Origin of the sequence: Salibaculum halophilum, assembly GCF_002094885.1 — a bacterium.
In the GTDB taxonomy this organism is placed as follows: Bacteria; Pseudomonadota; Alphaproteobacteria; order Rhodobacterales; family Rhodobacteraceae; genus Salibaculum; species Salibaculum halophilum.
This window is the reverse complement of record NZ_MSIT01000016.1, coordinates 1-15,335: the sequence shown is the minus strand read 5'-3', so window position 1 is coordinate 15,335 and position 15,335 is coordinate 1. Positions and strand designations below refer to the sequence as shown.

At 67.3% G+C, this 15,335-nt stretch carries 15 protein-coding genes and 1 tRNA gene; 6 read left to right on the top strand and 10 right to left on the bottom strand.

Annotated elements, in window-relative coordinates:
- Positions 1–12 precede the first annotated feature (12 nt).
- The 4 genes from ttcA to rpmH all read right to left on the bottom strand — a co-directional run bounded on the left by ttcA (position 13) and on the right by rpmH (position 1,729).
- On the bottom strand, positions 13–873 hold the full coding sequence (gene ttcA, locus BU124_RS10915) for a tRNA 2-thiocytidine(32) synthetase TtcA (RefSeq protein WP_084863616.1): 861 nt from the start codon (positions 871–873) through the stop codon (positions 13–15).
- Positions 874–964: 91 nt separating this feature from the next.
- Positions 965–1,186, bottom strand: coding sequence for a membrane protein insertion efficiency factor YidD (gene yidD, locus BU124_RS10910; RefSeq protein ID WP_084863615.1), 222 nt, complete (start codon positions 1,184–1,186; stop codon positions 965–967).
- Positions 1,183–1,566: a ribonuclease P protein component gene (rnpA, locus tag BU124_RS10905; protein WP_084863614.1), complete on the bottom strand. Its 384-nt coding sequence runs from the start codon at positions 1,564–1,566 to the stop codon at positions 1,183–1,185. Before rnpA ends, yidD begins: the two co-directional genes overlap by 4 nt.
- A 28-nt stretch (positions 1,567–1,594) precedes the next feature.
- Entirely contained in the window at positions 1,595–1,729 is a 135-nt protein-coding gene (rpmH, locus tag BU124_RS10900; protein ID WP_084863613.1) for a 50S ribosomal protein L34, read from the bottom strand.
- A 296-nt stretch (positions 1,730–2,025) separates the two neighbouring features.
- Here rpmH and BU124_RS10895 point away from each other — a divergent pair, with 296 nt between their 5' ends.
- From BU124_RS10895 to BU124_RS10880, 4 genes are all read left to right on the top strand, one after another.
- Positions 2,026–2,748, top strand: coding sequence for a TVP38/TMEM64 family protein (locus BU124_RS10895; RefSeq protein WP_084863664.1), 723 nt, complete (start codon positions 2,026–2,028; stop codon positions 2,746–2,748).
- A 3-nt stretch (positions 2,749–2,751) separates the two neighbouring features.
- Positions 2,752–4,134: a dihydrolipoyl dehydrogenase family protein gene (locus BU124_RS10890; RefSeq protein WP_084863612.1), complete on the top strand. Its 1,383-nt coding sequence runs from the start codon at positions 2,752–2,754 to the stop codon at positions 4,132–4,134.
- 12 nt (positions 4,135–4,146) lie between these two features.
- On the top strand, positions 4,147–5,547 hold the full coding sequence (locus tag BU124_RS10885) for a sensor histidine kinase (protein WP_084863611.1): 1,401 nt from the start codon (positions 4,147–4,149) through the stop codon (positions 5,545–5,547).
- Between the two features lie 99 nt (positions 5,548–5,646).
- Positions 5,647–5,723, top strand: a tRNA-Arg gene (locus BU124_RS10880).
- Between the two features lie 273 nt (positions 5,724–5,996).
- On the opposite strand, the gene BU124_RS10875 is transcribed toward BU124_RS10880, so the two are convergent.
- The 5 genes from BU124_RS10875 to BU124_RS10855 all read right to left on the bottom strand — a co-directional run bounded on the left by BU124_RS10875 (position 5,997) and on the right by BU124_RS10855 (position 12,313).
- Positions 5,997–6,758, bottom strand: a complete 762-nt coding sequence (locus BU124_RS10875; RefSeq protein ID WP_084863610.1) for a DeoR/GlpR family DNA-binding transcription regulator — start codon at positions 6,756–6,758, stop codon at positions 5,997–5,999.
- A gap of 127 nt (positions 6,759–6,885) precedes the next feature.
- Positions 6,886–7,842, bottom strand: a complete 957-nt coding sequence (locus BU124_RS10870) for an ABC transporter ATP-binding protein (protein WP_084863609.1) — start codon at positions 7,840–7,842, stop codon at positions 6,886–6,888.
- Positions 7,839–9,722 carry a dipeptide/oligopeptide/nickel ABC transporter permease/ATP-binding protein gene (locus BU124_RS10865; protein ID WP_084863608.1) on the bottom strand — a complete coding sequence of 628 codons (1,884 nt, stop codon included), beginning with the start codon at positions 9,720–9,722 and terminating at the stop codon, positions 7,839–7,841. Before BU124_RS10865 ends, BU124_RS10870 begins: the two co-directional genes overlap by 4 nt.
- The gene (locus tag BU124_RS10860; protein ID WP_084863607.1) at positions 9,719–10,666 is read right to left on the bottom strand and encodes an ABC transporter permease; all 948 of its coding nucleotides are present in this window, start codon (positions 10,664–10,666) and stop codon (positions 9,719–9,721) included. Before BU124_RS10860 ends, BU124_RS10865 begins: the two co-directional genes overlap by 4 nt.
- 69 nt (positions 10,667–10,735) lie before the next feature.
- The gene (locus BU124_RS10855; RefSeq protein WP_084863606.1) at positions 10,736–12,313 is read right to left on the bottom strand and encodes an ABC transporter substrate-binding protein; all 1,578 of its coding nucleotides are present in this window, start codon (positions 12,311–12,313) and stop codon (positions 10,736–10,738) included.
- Between the two features lie 95 nt (positions 12,314–12,408).
- Between BU124_RS10855 and BU124_RS10850 the strand changes: the two genes are divergently transcribed.
- Positions 12,409–13,068, top strand: a complete 660-nt coding sequence (locus BU124_RS10850; protein WP_084863605.1) for a DUF1028 domain-containing protein — start codon at positions 12,409–12,411, stop codon at positions 13,066–13,068.
- Positions 13,069–13,105: 37 nt separating this feature from the next.
- Here the strand turns inward: BU124_RS10850 and BU124_RS10845 are convergent, their stop codons facing one another.
- Positions 13,106–13,867 (bottom strand): FadR/GntR family transcriptional regulator, encoded by a 762-nt coding sequence (locus BU124_RS10845; RefSeq protein WP_084863604.1) that lies wholly within the window; start codon positions 13,865–13,867, stop codon positions 13,106–13,108.
- A gap of 91 nt (positions 13,868–13,958) precedes the next feature.
- Here BU124_RS10845 and BU124_RS10840 point away from each other — a divergent pair, with 91 nt between their 5' ends.
- Complete coding sequence (locus tag BU124_RS10840) at positions 13,959–15,185, top strand: M20 family metallo-hydrolase (protein ID WP_084863603.1); 1,227 nt, start codon at positions 13,959–13,961, stop codon at positions 15,183–15,185.
- The last annotated feature ends 150 nt before the right edge of the window (positions 15,186–15,335 follow it).

Genomic DNA, 15,335 nt, shown 5'->3' with positions numbered 1-15,335 from the left:
TTGCACAGACCGTTAATCGACCGTTGGAAAACCCTTAGAATTTTCATGATCTTCGCGGGTCAGTCCCGCGAAATCGAAAAGGGCGGGGTCCAGCAGGTGCGAGGGGCGCGTGTTCATCAGCGCCCGGAACATCTTTTGCCGCCGCCCCGGCGCGTTGCTCTCCCAGCCGTCCAGCATCGCCTTGACCTGTTGGCGCTGAAGGCCGTCCTGGCTGCCGCACAGGTCGCAGGGGATGATCGGGTACGCCATGGCGCGGGCAAAGCGGTCGCAATCGGCCTCGGCCACGTGGGCCAGCGGGCGATAGACAAACAGGTCGCCTTCCTCATTGACCAGCTTGGGCGGCATGGTGGCCAGCCGCGACCCGTGAAAGAGGTTCATGAAGAATGTCTCGAGGATGTCGTCGCGGTGATGGCCCAACACCACCGCCGAACATCCCTCTTCGCGGGCGATGCGGTACAGGATGCCGCGTCGCAGCCGGGAGCACAGCGCGCAATAGGTCCGGCCCTGAGGCACCTTGTCCATGACGATGGAGTAGGTGTCCTGGTATTCGATCCGGTGCGGCACGCCCATCCGTTCGAGGAATTCGGGCAGGACCGTCGCCGGAAAACCCGGTTGCCCCTGGTCGAGGTTGCAGGCCAGCAGGTCGACGGGCAGCAGGCCGCGCCACTGCAATTCATGCAGGACCGCCAGCAGGGTGTAGCTGTCCTTGCCGCCCGAGAGGCAGACCAGCCATTTCGCACCCGGCTCGATCATCCCGTACCGATCTACCGCGTCCCGCGTGTTCTGCAGGATGCGCTTGCGCAACTTCCTGAATTCCGTCGTGCCGGGCGCACCGTGGAACAGAGGATGGATATCGTCGGCGTCGTCGCGCATGGGACGGGCATACGCCGCGCGGGGGCAGCGGGCAAGAGGCGGCTTGCGCGCCCCGTCTTGCCTCGGCGTGTCGATGTCGCGGCCGATGGGATCAGTCCGGCACGTTGTCCACGCCGTGCCCGCCCCAAGGGTGGCAGCGGCCTATGCGCCGTAGCGCCAGCCAGCCGCCGCGGAGCGCGCCGTGTTTTTCCAGCGCCTCGAGGGCGTAGGCCGAACAGGTCGGCTGGTAGCGGCAGCCATGCCCGACCCAGGGGCTTAGGATCAGCCGATAGGCCCGCACGGGCAACGAGACGATATAGGCAAGCGGTGTCATGAATGGACCTGCGCCAGCGCTTGTCTCATGTCCTCGCGCATCTGCCCGAAACCACGGGTGGCGGTGGCCTCGCGCCGTCCGATCAGGACATAGTCCCAGCCGGGGCGGGCATTTTCGGGCAACTCGAGCCGGGCGATCTCGCGCAAGCGGCGTTTGGCCCGGTTGCGGGCGACGGCGTTGCCGACCTTTTTGGAGCAGGTAAATCCGACGCGGGCCGGGCCGTCCGCGCCGCGGTCGCGGGCTTGCAGGACGAAGCCCTTGGTGTGGGCGACGCGGGCGCGGGCGGCCGCCAGAAAATCGGCCCGCTTTCGCAGGCCTTCCACAACAGTCAAAGCCGCCGCAGAGGGGGCTGGGGCGGTAGTTGCGGGTTCGGAGGTCATGACGACCCCGCCACGACCTGGCCGCCGGTCAGGCGCTCAGTTTCTTGCGGCCGCGGGCGCGGCGCGCGTTCAGGATCTTGCGGCCCGACTTGGTGGCCATGCGGGCGCGGAACCCGTGGCGGTTCTTGCGAACACGGTTGGACGGCTGATAGGTGCGCTTCATCGCGACATCTCCGGTCTTTGGGGCGAGTCCCGTACGGAGTCGAGCCCCGGGCAAATTGCGAAGCCTGTCCTTAGAGGCGCCCCGCCCGCCTGTCAACGCGGCCAGGGGGCAAAACGCAACAAATGCCGCCAGACACGGCCCGGAATGTTACAAAACCGGGGCCACCAACGGGGATTTCCCACGATACCGTCACCGGCCATCAAGGCCGCGTGACCCCCCTATCACCCGCCGCGCCGCTGCGTCATCTATGCGGCATCTTCACTCTTCCGGCCGAAAGGATGCCCTACGTGAGCGACATGACACGGACACCCGACCGCCCCTGGCTGAAACGCCTTCCGATCCTCATCATCCTCGCCGTGGCCGCGCTCGGGGCCGTCTACCTGCGCGACTACCTGAGCTTCGAGGCGCTGGCCGAGAACCGCGAGGCGCTGATCGCCTTTCGCGACGCGAATTACCTGGCCACGGCGGGGGTCTTCGTGCTGCTCTACGCCGTCATCGTGGCGTTTTCGCTGCCCGGCGCGACGGTCATGACCCTGACCGGCGGATTTCTTTTCGCAACCTTCCCCGGCGCACTGTTCAACGTGATCGGGGCCACCTTGGGCGCCGTGGGTATCTTCCAGGCTGCGCGCTGGGGCTTTGGCGAGCAACTGGGCCGCAAGCTCGAAGGCGCGGAGGGCACCGTCAAGAAGATCAAGGACGGCATCGACGAGAACCAGTGGTCGATGCTTTTCCTGATCCGGCTGGTGCCGGCGGTGCCGTTCTTCCTGGCCAACCTGATCCCGTCGTTCCTCGAGGTGCCGTTGCGCCGATTCGTGGTCTCGACCTTCCTCGGCATCATTCCCGGCGCGGTGGTCTATACATCGGTGGGCGCGGGGCTGGGCGAGGTCTTCTCGCGCGGCGAGACGCCGAACCTCGGCATCATCTTCGAGCCGCAGATTCTGCTGCCGATCCTGGGGCTCTGCGCGCTGGCGCTGCTGCCCGTCCTCCTCAAGGCCCTGCGCGGCAAGAAAGGACTTTGACCCATGACCCGGATCGAGACTGACCTGTGCATCCTCGGCGGCGGCTCTGGCGGGCTGGCCATCGCGGCCGGCGCGGCCCAGATGGGGGCCGAGGTGGTCCTGCTGGAAGGCCACAAGATGGGCGGCGACTGCCTCAACTACGGCTGCGTGCCGTCCAAGGCGCTGCTGGCCGAGGGCAAGCGCGCCAGGGCCGGGCAGGAGGTCGCCTTCAAGAGGGCCAAGGACCATGTGGCCGATGTCATCGCCACCATCGAACCCCACGACAGCGTCGAGCGATTCGAGGGGCTTGGGGTCCGGGTGATCCGGGAGTACGGCCGCTTCATCTCGCCGACCGAGGTGCAGGCGGGCGACACGGTGATCGCCGCGCGCCGATTCGTCATTGCCACAGGCTCCGGCCCGCTGGTGCCGCCCATCGACGGGATCGAAGATGTCACCGTCCACACAAACGAGACGATCTTCGAGCTGCAAGAACGGCCCGAGCACCTGCTGGTGATCGGTGGCGGCCCCATCGGCATGGAAATGGCGCAGGCGCACCGGCGGCTGGGCTGCAAGGTGACGGTGATCGAGGGCGCCAAGGCGCTGGGCAAGGACGACCCCGACCTGGCCGCCATCGTGCTGGACAAGCTGCGGGGCGAGGGGATCGAGATCATCGAGGGCGCGCAGGCCAGGCAGGTGAGCCAGGCCGATGGCCGGATCACCGTGCACACCGACCAGGGCGCAGTCACCGGCTCGCACCTGTTGATGGCGGTAGGGCGCAAGGTCAACGTCGCGGGGCTGGACCTCGACGCCGCCGGCGTCGATTGGGACAAGTCCGGGGTCAAGGTGTCGGATACCCTGCGCTCGACCTCGAACCGGCGGGTCTACGCGGTGGGCGACGCGGCCGGGGGGATGCAGTTCACCCATGTGGCGGGCTATCACGCGGGAATCGTGATCCGCTCGGCCTTGCTCGGGCTGCCCGCCAAACAGACCACGCGCCACATCCCCTGGACCACCTACACCGACCCTGAAATGGCGCAGGTGGGCCTGACCGAGGTGCAGGCGCGCGAAACCCATGGCGACCGGCTGGAGGTGGCCGAGGCCGAATTCGCCGGCAACGATCGCGCCGTGGCCGAGGGCAAGACCACCGGCCGCATCAAGATCATGGTGGTCAGGGGGCGCCCCGTCGGGGCCACCATCGTCGGGCCCATGGCGGGCGAACTGATCGCCATGTGGGCCATGGCCATCGCCAACAAGCTGAAAATGTCGGCGATTTCCAACACCGTGCTGCCCTATCCCACCTTCAGCGAGATCAACAAGCGCGCCGCGGGCAACTACTTTGCCCCGAGGCTTTTCGAAAGCGACACGGTGAAACGCGTGGTGCGCCTTGTGCAAAAGTATCTGCCGTAGTCTGGTGCGGACATGCGGCCGTTGAACACACTTTCGGGGCGGTTCCTGATCCTGACCATCATCTTCGTGATGCTGGCCGAGATCCTGATCTTCGTGCCCTCGGTCGCGCGCTTTCGCGAGGATTACCTGCTGACCCGGCTGGAACGGGCGCAGATCGCCTCGCTCGCGCTGCTGGCCGACGACATGATCACCGAGGAGCTGGAACAGGAGCTGCTGACCAACGCGGGCGTCTTCAACGTGGTGCTGCGGCGCGACGAGGTTCGCCAGCTCGCGCTCAGCTCGCCCATCCCGGCGCCGATCCACGCCACCTACGACATGCGCGACCCCGGGGCCGTTGTGCTGATCCGCGATGCCATGGCCCGGCTCTGGGACCCCGAGGACCGTATCATCCGCGTGATCGGCAACCCCGTGCGCGGGGGCGGGCAACTGATCGAGGTCACCATGGAAACCGCGCCGCTGCGCGCGGCGATGATCGACTACGGCCTGCGCATCCTGCTGCTGTCGGCGGTGATCTCGATCGTGACGGCAACGATGCTGTTTTTGGCCGTGCGGGTGCTTCTGGTCAAGCCGATCAAGGCGGTAGTGAACAACATGCAGCACTACGCCCAGGCCCCCGAGGACGCGCGCTCGGTCATCACGCCCAGCTCCTCGGTGGTCGAACTGCGCGAGGCCGAGGAGTCGCTGGCCAGCCTGCAGACCCAGCTGACCGGGGCGCTCAAGCAGAAAGAACGCCTGGCCCAGCTTGGCGGCGGCGTCTCCAAGATCAGTCACGATTTGCGCAACATCCTGACCTCGGCGCAGCTGTTTACCGACCGGCTGGAAAATTCCGAGGACCCTACAGTCCGGCGCCTTGCGCCCAAGCTGGTGGGCTCGATCAGCCGGGCCGTGAACCTGTGCGAAACAACGCTGGCCTTCGGACGGGTGGACGAACCGGCGCCGCGGCTGTCGCGCCTCGTGCTGGGCGATATCGTCGAGGACGTGCTCGACGGCGAGCGGCTGGCCGAGACGGAGGCCGAGATTTCCTTTTCCGCCGACATCCCTGTGGGCATGCAGGTGCGGGCGGATGGCGAACAGCTCTACCGCGTGCTCAGCAACCTGGTGCGCAACGCCCGCCAGGCCATCGCCGCCACCGGCCAACCCGGCGAGATCAACATCCGCGCCTGCGAGGACGAAGAGGCCTGGTGGATCCACGTGACCGATACCGGCCCGGGCCTGCCGCAGAAGGCGCGCGAACATCTTTTCGAGGCCTTCCAGGGCGGCGCGCGGCGCGGTGGATCTGGGCTGGGCCTGGCCATTGCCGCCGAACTGGTGCGCGGCCACGGCGGCCGGCTGGAACTGCGCCACACCGACGAAACCGGCACCGCCTTCGCAATCTGTTTGCCGAAGGCCGAGGCGGCGCTGGATGCCGGGTGACCAGTCCCGCGCCCGCGTGTTCGGCCAGAAAACTTGATGTTGATGGCGTCAGCCCCCTTGCGTTGACCCTCGGACACGTCTAAGCCCGCGAACCATAGCGGACCGATAGCTCAGCTGGATAGAGTACCTGACTACGAATCAGGGGGTCGGGGGTTCGAATCCTCCTCGGTCCGCCACTTTCATGATCAAGACATTGACGTCGACGTATTCGACCGGCTGGCAATCCTGCTGCCAAGGGTCGTCGGCCAGTGTAGAGTGCCCGTGGACAACGCCATGAAAACGGCTCGGAAACCCTTGAGCATCCGGCGACGTCCGGCGGTGCCTTCCGCGCCGAGGCGAGCGGGCGGTGTTCGCCCCGGTCCTGACGAGGGGACCGGGCAGGTGCTTTGATGGACCGCTGCCCGCGGTCAGTGCCGCCTGGGGCGTCTCAATGACCCTGCCCCGCTGTGTCAGCCCGCCTGGATGATCGCTGTTGCCCAGTCCGCGCAGTCGGCAACCAGGCTCCGGTGCAGCGGCGCGTCGGTGTAGATCGCGTCCAGATCCGCGAGCGAGGCGATGCGCACCGGGGCGGTGCGGGCCAGCTTGGTATGGTCGGCCACAAGGACCGTGCGGCGCGACTGGCGCAGGATGGCCTGGCTGACGCTGACCTCCTGGATGTCGAAATCCAGCAGGTCGCCCTCGGCATCGAGCGCCGAACAGCCGATCACGGCGCAGTCGAACTTGAACTGGCGGATGGTCTCGGTGGCCAGCGTGCCCACCAGCCCCCCGTCGGAGCGGCGCAACTGGCCGCCGGTGACCACGATCTCGCAGTCGGTGTTGGCGGCCAGGATGTTTGCGACGTTCATGTTGTTGGTAACCACAAGCAGGTCGCGATGATGCAGCAGCTCCTGCGCGACGGCCTCGGTCGTGGTGCCGATGTTGAGAAATAGCGAGATCCCGTGAGGGATGTCGGCGGCGCAGGCCCGCGCGATTGCGCGCTTGGTTTCGGCGTTTAGGGCGCGACGTTCCTCGTAGCCGATATTGCTGGTGCCCGAGGGAAGCACGGCGCCGCCATGTACGCGGTCGAGCCGGCCCGCATCGGCCAGGTCGGTCAGGTCGCGCCGGATCGTCTGCAGGGTGACGCCGAAATGCGCGGCCAGCCCGTCGACGGTGACCTTGCCGTCCCGGCGGGCCATCTCGAGGATCTCGGGGTGGCGGAGGGTCTGGGACATCTTCGCGGCCTTTCGGATGCAGCGCGGTTGCGCGCGGTATCATCGCGAGAGTCGGCGCAAACGCGCCAGATGGCAACGAAAATCCGACAGCGGGCGGCGGCCCGTCAGGGCCAGCGCGCTGCCCCACTCAGGTTTCGAGCGGGTGGAAACAGGCCACGTGAGAGCCCTGGGCGGTGCGTTCCAGCGGCGGCACGGTCTCGCAGCGCTCGCTCGCCCGCGGACAGCGCGCCTTGAAGGCGCAACCCCCGGGTGGGTTCATCGGGTCGGGCAGTTCGGTCTCGCGGCCCTCGGGGGCCTTGAGCCCGCGACCGACCACCGGGGCGCTGTCGGCCAGCAGCTTCGTGTAGGGGTGGCGCGGGCGCGCGAAGACCTCCTCGGCGCGGCCCACCTCGACCACCGATCCGAAATAGAGCACGGCGACGCGGTCGCTGACCGCCTCGACCACGGCCAAGTCATGGCTGATGAACAGGTAGGTCAGGTCGAATTTGTCCTTGAGATCACGCAGCAGGTTCAGAACCTGCGCCTGCACCGAGACGTCGAGCGCGGAGACCGGTTCATCGAGGATCAGGATGCGCGCGTCGGCGGCCAGCGCCCGGGCGATGCCGATCCGCTGGGCCTGCCCGCCGGAGAACTCGTGCGGGTAGCGATCCAGGAATTCCTCGCGCAGGTTCACGGCGGCGAAGATTTCCGCGATGCGCGCTGTCCGGGCCGCGCGGTCCATTCCGTGAAGGTGGCGCAGGGGCGCCTCGATGATCTGGCGGATGGTCTTGCGCGGGTTCAGGCTGCTGATCGGGTCCTGAAAGACATACTGGATGCGCTTGCCAAAGTCCGCCGGATCGGCGGTGTTCAGCGGCGCGCCCTCGATCTCGATGGTGCCGTCGGTGGGGTCCAGCAGGCCCACGAGCATCCGGGCCAGCGTCGATTTCCCGCAGCCGGACTCCCCGACAATACCCAGCGTCTCGCCTGTCTCCACCTCCAGCGTGATGGGTTGCACCGCGCGGACCTGCGCGCGGGGCGGGCGCAGCAGGCGCTTGCCGACATCGAAGGTCTTGGACAGGTCGGTCAGCTTCAGGGCGCGGGTCATTGGGCGGCCTCCCTCACCGGTTCGGGGTCGATGCAGCGCACGGTCCGATCCGGCCCGTTGTCCACCAGGTCGATCTCGCCGCGGCGGCAGGCCGCCTGCACCTTGTGACAGCGGTCGGCAAAGGCGCATCCGTCTGGCAGTCGGTCGACCACTGGCGGCAGGCCGGGAATCGCGGCCAATTCGCGCCGCCCGGCGCCAAGTTCGGGCACGCATGCCATCAGCCGCGATGTGTAGGGATGTGATGGCGCTGTCAGGATGGCGTCGGTCGGCCCCGCCTCGACGATGCGGCCGGCATACATGACGGCGACCCGGTCGCAGAGCTGGGCCACCACGCCGAAATCATGCGTGATGAAGACGATGGCCAGCCCGCGGTCGCGCCGCAGGTCCTCCAGCAGTGACAGGATCTGCGCCTGCACCGTCACGTCCAGCGCCGTCGTGGGTTCGTCGGCGATGATCACGTCCGGGTCGTTGGCCAGGGCCATGGCGATGCCGACCCGCTGGCGCATCCCGCCCGACATCTCGTGCGGGTAGCTGTCGATTCGGCTTTCGGCATTGGGGATGCGCACGGATTTCAGCAGGTCGATGGCATGGGCGCGGGCCTCGGGCCTCGACGTGGGGTGGTGGGACTGCACCGCTTCGATCAACTGGTCACCGACCGAGTAGAGCGGGTGCAGCGTCGCCAGCGGGTCCTGAAAGATGTAGGCGACCCGGTCGCCTCGCATCCGGCGCAAATTGGCATAGGGGGCGCCGACAAGGTCCTGGCCCTCGAAATGCACGGCCCCGCCGGTGATGACCCCGGGGGGCGAGGCGACCAGCCCCATGACCGAAAGCGCGGTGACCGACTTGCCCGAGCCGCTCTCGCCGATGATGCCGAGGCATTCGCCCGGTCGCACCGACAGAGTCACGCCGCCCACCGCCTTGTAGTGGCGGTTCTTGAGGTGGAACTCGGTCTTCAGCCCGTCGATGGACAGCAGCGCGCCGCCAGTCTGCGGCGCGGGTACCGGGCCCTCGCGATCCACAAGCGTGGTCGGCATGGGCCGGTTCAGCGCGCCGGATTTCAGGCGCGGGTCCAGCGCGTCGCGTACCCCGTCGCCCAGCAGGTTGATCGCCATGACGATGACCAGGATCATCGCCCCCGGCACGATCGAGGTATGCGGATTGGTGATCAGGGCCGAGCGCGCCTCGCCCAGCATCGAGCCGAGGTCGGCCACGGGCGGCTGGCTGCCCAGCCCCAGAAAGCTCAGACCGGCGGTCTCGAGGATCATCCAGCCCACGGTTGTGGACATGGCGATGACGATCACCGGGATGACGTTGGGCAGGACTTCGGTGGCGATGATGCGAATGTCGCCCATCCCCGACAGCCGGGCGGCGTCCACGAATTCCTTGGTCGCGATCCCCACGGTCACGCCACGAATGTTGCGGGCGAAGAAGGGGATGTTCACCGCCGCCACGGCGATCAGCGCGTTCAGCAGGCCGGGGCCGAGGGCGGCGACGATGGCCAGCGCCAGCAGGATGTAGGGAAAGGCCATCAGCATGTCGACGCCGCGCATGATGATGTTGTCGGTGCGCCCGCCGTAGAAGCCGGCGATGATGCCGACAGCCGCACCCAGCGTCGCCGCGATCACGGCGGCGGCGACCCCCACGGCCAGGCTGAGCCGCGTGCCGTGCAGCAACCGGCTGAGCAGGTCGCGGCCCAGGTGATCGGTGCCCAGCAGCGCGCCCTCGGTGAACGGGCGCTGGAAGCGGTCACCGGTGCTGGTCACGTTCGGCTCGGCCAGGGGCAGCAGTGGCGTGATCAGGGCCAGCAAAACCACGATCCCCATGACAACCAGCCCGGCAAGCGCCAACCGGTTGCGGGCGAGAAGGCGCAGGAAGCTCATGTCTTGATCCTCGGGTCCAGCAGGCTTTGCGCCACGTCCACCGCGATGTTGAACATCACGTAACAGGCGGCGACGAAGACCACCCCGCCCTGCACCAGCAGGATGTCGCGGGTCAGGATCGCGTCGACCAGCATCCGCCCCACGCCGGGCCACTGGAACACGATCTCGATGTAGACCGCGCCGGACAGGACGAATCCGGCCTGGATGCCGAGTACCGGGATGATGCTGACCATGGCCGCGCGCAGCGCATGGCGCCAGATCACGCCGCGCTCGTGCACGCCCTTGGCCCGCGCGGTGCGGATGAAATCCTGGCGCAGCACCTCGAGCATGGCCGAGCGCGACAGCCGCGCGATCACGCCGGTGGCCACGGTGGCCAGCGCCAGCGCAGGCAGGGTCAGGTGGCTGATCAGGGCCGCGATGTCGCGATCACCGTAGATCGGCCACATGCCCGAAACGGGGAACCACTGCAGGTTCACCGCGAAGATCAGGATCATCATCATGCCCAGAAAGAAGGACGGGATCGAAATGCCCAGCAGGACCACGAAGGTGATCGCCTTGTCGGCCGCTCCGTATTGCCGCGCGGCCGAGATCACGCCCGCCGCCACGCCGAGAAAGGAGCAGATGACAAAGGATGTCCCGGCCAGGATCAGCGTGCCGTTGAACCGTTCCAGGACCTCGTCGATCACCGGGCGGTTGAGCGAGAAGGAGCGCCCGAAATCCCCCTGCAGCATGTTGCCCAGCCATATGAAGTATCGCTGCACCAGCGGTTTATCGAGGCCCAGGTCGCGGTTGAGTTTTTCGACGTTCTCGGGTGTCGCGTAGGAGCCCAGGATCGCCGTGGCCGGGTCTCCCGGGATCATCGCCATGATCAGGAAGACGATGACCGAAATCCCCAGCAGCACGGGAATGGCCGACACCAGCCGTTTCAGGATATATCCGGCCATGCGCGCCCCCCCCGGCGAGGATTGGTGCAGGGGCGCGGCCCGCCGGAACAGGCCGCGCCCGGTGTCGGATCAGTCCTTGGTCACGTCATCCAGCAGCAGGAAGAAGGACGGTTGCAAGGAAAACCCGTCGACCCGGTCGTTTGTGACCGCGTTCTGCTTCCAGTTGGCGACAAAGACCCAGGGCGCGTCCTCCTGCACGATCTCCTGCATCTCGCGGTAGAGTCGCGCGCGTTCCTCCTGGTCGGTCTCGACGCGGGCCGCTTCCAGCAGCTCGTCCACCTCGGGGTTGGAGTAGTAGCCTGAGTTGAAGCCGCCCTGGTCGGGAAGCGCCTCGGATCGCAGTGTCAGGAAGGGCAGGGTGTCCGGGTCGTTGGTCATCCAGGCCATCTCGGCCATGTCGGCCTTGCCCTCCAGCCCCGGGTTCACCTCGCCCAGGAAGGTGTTCCACTCGTAGGTCTCGATGGTCACGTCAAAGCCCACGGCCTCAAGGTCGGCCTGGATGGCGGTGCCCATGGCGACCGGGTCCAGCATTCCCGACCCGCCCTCGGTGACGTAGAAGGTCAGCTCGGCATCCTCGACCCCGGCCTCGTCCAGCAACTCGCGGGCACGGTCCGGGTCGTAGGGATAGGGCTCGAGGTCCGGATTGTGCGCCCAGGCGAAGGCCGGCGGCGTCGGGCCGGCGGCGACCTCGGCGGTCCCTTCCAGCACGTCGTTGACGATGGCCTCCTTGTTGACCGCGTAGTTCGCGGCCTGGCGGACGCGCTTGTCGACGAAGGGGCCTTCCTTGGCGTTCAGGATCAGGAACCAGACATGCGGGCCGGCCTGTTCGTGCACGGTGAACCCGTCACCCTCGAACTCCGACAGGGCCACAGGGGGCACCTCGACCATCAGGTCGATGCCGCCGGCCAGCATTTCCGCGGTGCGGGTGTTGGCGTCGGTGATCGGGCGGAAGACCACGGCCTCCAGCCCCGGGGCGCCGTCCCAGTAGTCGGGGTTGCCCTCGACAACGACGGCCTCGTTGCTGCGCCATTCGACGAAGGTGAACGGGCCGGTGCCGACGGGGTTGCGGCCGACCTCTTCGCCATGGTCCTCGACCGAGGCGGGCGAGACGATCAGCCCGGTCGGATAGGCCAGGTTCGACAGGAAGGGCGCATAGGGCGCGTTCAGGGTGAACTCGACCGTTGTATCGTCCAGCGCCTCGACGCTCTCGACCGCCGAGAAGAAGAAGGCCAGCGGGAAGGGGCCGGTGTCGTGGTAGGGGTGGTCCTCGTTGAGCATCCGCTCGAAGTTGAAGACCACCGCCTCGGCATTGAAGGGCGTGCCGTCGTGAAAGGTGACGCCCTCCCGCAGGTTGAAGGTGTAGACGGTGCCGTCGTCGCTGATGGTCCAGTCGGTGGCCAGCGCGGGTTCAACCTCCAGCGTGCCGTCCTTGTAACGGACGAGCCCGTCGAAGACGTTCATCAGGATGCGGAAATCGTTGACGGCCGTCACCGCGGCCGGGTCCAGCGCCTTGGGTTCGGCGATCTGGCCGACGATCAGCACGTCTTCGGGGGTCTGGGCCGTTGCCACAGGCGCCGCGCCAAGCCCCAGCGCAAGCGCCGCCGTCGACGCCATCAGCGTCCGCCGTGTCAGGTCAGTCAGTGTCATGCGAGCCTCTCTGTTGCGGGTTAAATTATCATGATTAATTGCATTGAGACAAATTATAATGATAAATTCAAGAAAAATGTTACACGGATCCTGGCATGACCTTTTCGATTCTCTCCTACGACGAAGAAACAGGCACTTATGCCGGGGCCGCGGCCACGGGAAGTCTGTGCGTGGGCGGTTGGGTGCTGCGCGGCGATATCGAATCGGGGCTTGTCGCGGCACAGGGCACCGCGCCCAGCACCTTCTGGCGCGATGACGCGTTGCGGCTCATGCATGCGGGCGCCACGGCGGATCGCGTCGTCGCCGACCTGACCGAGGCCGATCCCGGAAAGGGCCATCGCCAGATGATCGCGCTCGACCGCGGCGGCGGAACGGCCGGGCATACCGGCACCAACAGCATCGCCCATGCCGCTCATGACTGCCGGCCGGGGCTGACCGTCGCAGGCAACATGCTGGCCGGACCGGAAGTTCTGGCGGCCATGGTGGCGGCCCATGCCCGCCCCTGCGACAGCGCATCCGAGCGGATGCTTGGTGTGCTGGACGCCGCCGCCGACGCGGGCGGCGACACGCGCGGGCTGCAATCGGCGGCACTTCTGGTGCTGTCCCCGGATCACCCGCCGCTGGACCTGCGGGTGGACTGCGACCCGGCGCCGCTACGCGCGCTGCGCGCCCTTTGCGACCGGGTTCACATGCCGCCCTATCACGATTGGCTGGACGAAGTGCCGGTGCTTGCCGACCGCCACCGCGCGCCGTGACCGGCCCGGACCAGGGCCGGCCCGCCCTTTCGGTGGATTACTCGGCCATGAACTGCCGTTTGATCTGGGCCTCCTGGGCGACCATCATTTCCTCGGCCCCGGCCATGTGCGACGCCATGACCTGCCGCGCACGCGCCGCATCGCCCTGCCGCAGCGCGGCGACAAGATCGAGCTGGTGCTTGCGCCCGCGCGCCCAGAGCGCATGGTTCGGCGGCTCGTAGAGCCTGCGATAGACGGTCATTTCCCGCAGGATGCGGGCCATGAAGCCGATGACGAAACCCAGCAGACGGTTATCGGCGAATTCCGACAGGCGCGCGTGAAAGGCCAGCGACGACACGTGCTGTTGCTTTTCCTCCTCCGCGGTTTGCGCGGGTTCGGGGTGGCGTTCGGCCAGGGCCTGCAATTCGTCCAGCTGTGCCGGGCTCAAGGTGCCGGCGAGGCTCGCGGCCAGCTCCGGCTCCAGAAGCTTGCGCATCTGGTAGATGTCGGCGAGCGAGAGTTCCTGGAAATAGAAATAGTTGGCCAAGAGCGACCGCGCCCGGTGGGCCGAGACCTCGCCCACGAAACTGCCGCCCCCCGGGCCGGTGCGGGTAACGATCAGCCCCTGCGCCTCGAGGATACGCATGGCCTCGCGCACGGTGCCCTTGGACACCCCGAATGTCTGGATCATCGCCGCCTCGTTGGGCAGCTTGGCCCCCTGTTTAAGGTCCCGCTCGACAACCCATTGCTTGATCTCTTCGGCCACGCGAACCGGGCGCGATCGCCTGGGTCGCTCCGCTTGCTTGTTGCTGCCGTCCATCAGGACCTCGGGCGTATTATCATGATAAAAACATAGACAAGAGGTGGCCGTATGTGTAGCCGATAATTTATCATGATAATTGGAGGGTCGCATGGAGTGGGGCGCCGAGGCCGAACGCAGGCTGACCGAGATCGCCGCGTGCAGCGAAACGACCGACGGCGTGACGCGCTTGCCGTTCACCCCCGAACATGCAGCCGCCAACGACCTGATCGGCCGCTGGATGGAACAGGCCGGCCTGTCGGTTCATCTGGACGCCGCGGGCACGCTGGTCGGGCGCAAGGCGGGGCCCGAGGGCGCGCCGACGCTGCTGATCGGCTCACATCAGGACTCGGTGCGCAACGGCGGGCGCTACGACGGGATCATGGGGGTTGTCCTCGCCTGTCTCGCCCTTGAGCGCCTGCAGGCCGAGGGGGTCGCGCTGCCCTTCGGCACGGAGGTCCTGGCCTTTGCCGACGAAGAGGGCGTGCGCTTTCCCACGGCCCTGATGGGGCCGCGGGCGCTGGCCGGAACGCTCGACCCGGAAATTTTCGACCTGACCGACCGCGCCGGAAACCGCCTCGGTGCGGCGCTGGAGGCCTTCGGCGGCGACGCCGAGGCCGCGTTGACACTGGCCCGTGACCCGACCCGCACACTGGGCTTTCTGGAGGTCCATATCGAACAGGGTCCGGTGCTGGAGGAGGAAAACCTCGCGCTGGGGGTGGTCACCGGGATCTGCGGGATCGAACGCAACCGGGTGCGCTTTACCGGAGAGACAGGCCATGCGGGCACCGTGCCGATGCAGGGGCGTCGCGATGCCCTCGTCGCGGCAAGCCGTTTCGTGGCCCGGGTCCATGATGCCGCCTGCGCCCAACCCGACCTGCGCGCCACGGTCGGAACGCTGGAGGTGCATCCCGACGTCGTGAATGCGATCCCCGAAAGCGTTGATCTCACGCTGGAAATCCGCGCGCCGGACGATGCTGATCGCGCGCGGTTTGCCGACACAGCGCGGGCAGAGGGCGAGGGCCTGGCAGCGGCGGCCGGTCTGACCTTCGAGATGGACCGGACCTACGCCCAGCCTGCCGTCCCGTGCGACGCGCCCCTGCGCGGGGCGCTGGCCAAGGCTGTGACGGCCCGTTCCGGGTCCGCGCGCCTGCTGCCGTCGGGGGCCACGCATGATACATCGGCCATGGCCGACCTTTGCCCGGTCGCGATGCTGTTCCTGCGCTGCCGCGACGGGGCCAGCCATTCGCCCCGAGAGTTCGCCAGCGCCGCCGACATGGGCCTTGCTGTCGAGGTCTTGGCCGAGGCGTTGACAGGCCTGTCCCGGCATCCCGTCTGACCCTTTTGAGCCGGGGACGGAAATTCTGGAATTTCCGTCCCGCCGCGGCGGGGTTTTTCACAGGTTCGGGTAGATCGGGAAGGTGCTGCAGAGGGTGTCGACCTCCTGGCGGACGCGGGCCTCGGTCTCGTGGTTTCCTTCGGCGCCATC

Coding starts and splice junctions, on each gene's coding strand:
- ttcA (WP_084863616.1), bottom strand. CDS start 873: ATGCGCGACGACGCCGACGATATCCATCCTCTGTTCCACGGTGCGCCC.
- yidD (WP_084863615.1), bottom strand. CDS start 1,186: ATGACACCGCTTGCCTATATCGTCTCGTTGCCCGTGCGGGCCTATCGG.
- rnpA (WP_084863614.1), bottom strand. CDS start 1,566: ATGACCTCCGAACCCGCAACTACCGCCCCAGCCCCCTCTGCGGCGGCT.
- rpmH (WP_084863613.1), bottom strand. CDS start 1,729: ATGAAGCGCACCTATCAGCCGTCCAACCGTGTTCGCAAGAACCGCCAC.
- BU124_RS10895 (WP_084863664.1), top strand. CDS start 2,026: ATGACACGGACACCCGACCGCCCCTGGCTGAAACGCCTTCCGATCCTC.
- BU124_RS10890 (WP_084863612.1), top strand. CDS start 2,752: ATGACCCGGATCGAGACTGACCTGTGCATCCTCGGCGGCGGCTCTGGC.
- BU124_RS10885 (WP_084863611.1), top strand. CDS start 4,147: ATGCGGCCGTTGAACACACTTTCGGGGCGGTTCCTGATCCTGACCATC.
- BU124_RS10875 (WP_084863610.1), bottom strand. CDS start 6,758: ATGTCCCAGACCCTCCGCCACCCCGAGATCCTCGAGATGGCCCGCCGG.
- BU124_RS10870 (WP_084863609.1), bottom strand. CDS start 7,842: ATGACCCGCGCCCTGAAGCTGACCGACCTGTCCAAGACCTTCGATGTC.
- BU124_RS10865 (WP_084863608.1), bottom strand. CDS start 9,722: ATGAGCTTCCTGCGCCTTCTCGCCCGCAACCGGTTGGCGCTTGCCGGG.
- BU124_RS10860 (WP_084863607.1), bottom strand. CDS start 10,666: ATGGCCGGATATATCCTGAAACGGCTGGTGTCGGCCATTCCCGTGCTG.
- BU124_RS10855 (WP_084863606.1), bottom strand. CDS start 12,313: ATGACACTGACTGACCTGACACGGCGGACGCTGATGGCGTCGACGGCG.
- BU124_RS10850 (WP_084863605.1), top strand. CDS start 12,409: ATGACCTTTTCGATTCTCTCCTACGACGAAGAAACAGGCACTTATGCC.
- BU124_RS10845 (WP_084863604.1), bottom strand. CDS start 13,867: ATGGACGGCAGCAACAAGCAAGCGGAGCGACCCAGGCGATCGCGCCCG.
- BU124_RS10840 (WP_084863603.1), top strand. CDS start 13,959: ATGGAGTGGGGCGCCGAGGCCGAACGCAGGCTGACCGAGATCGCCGCG.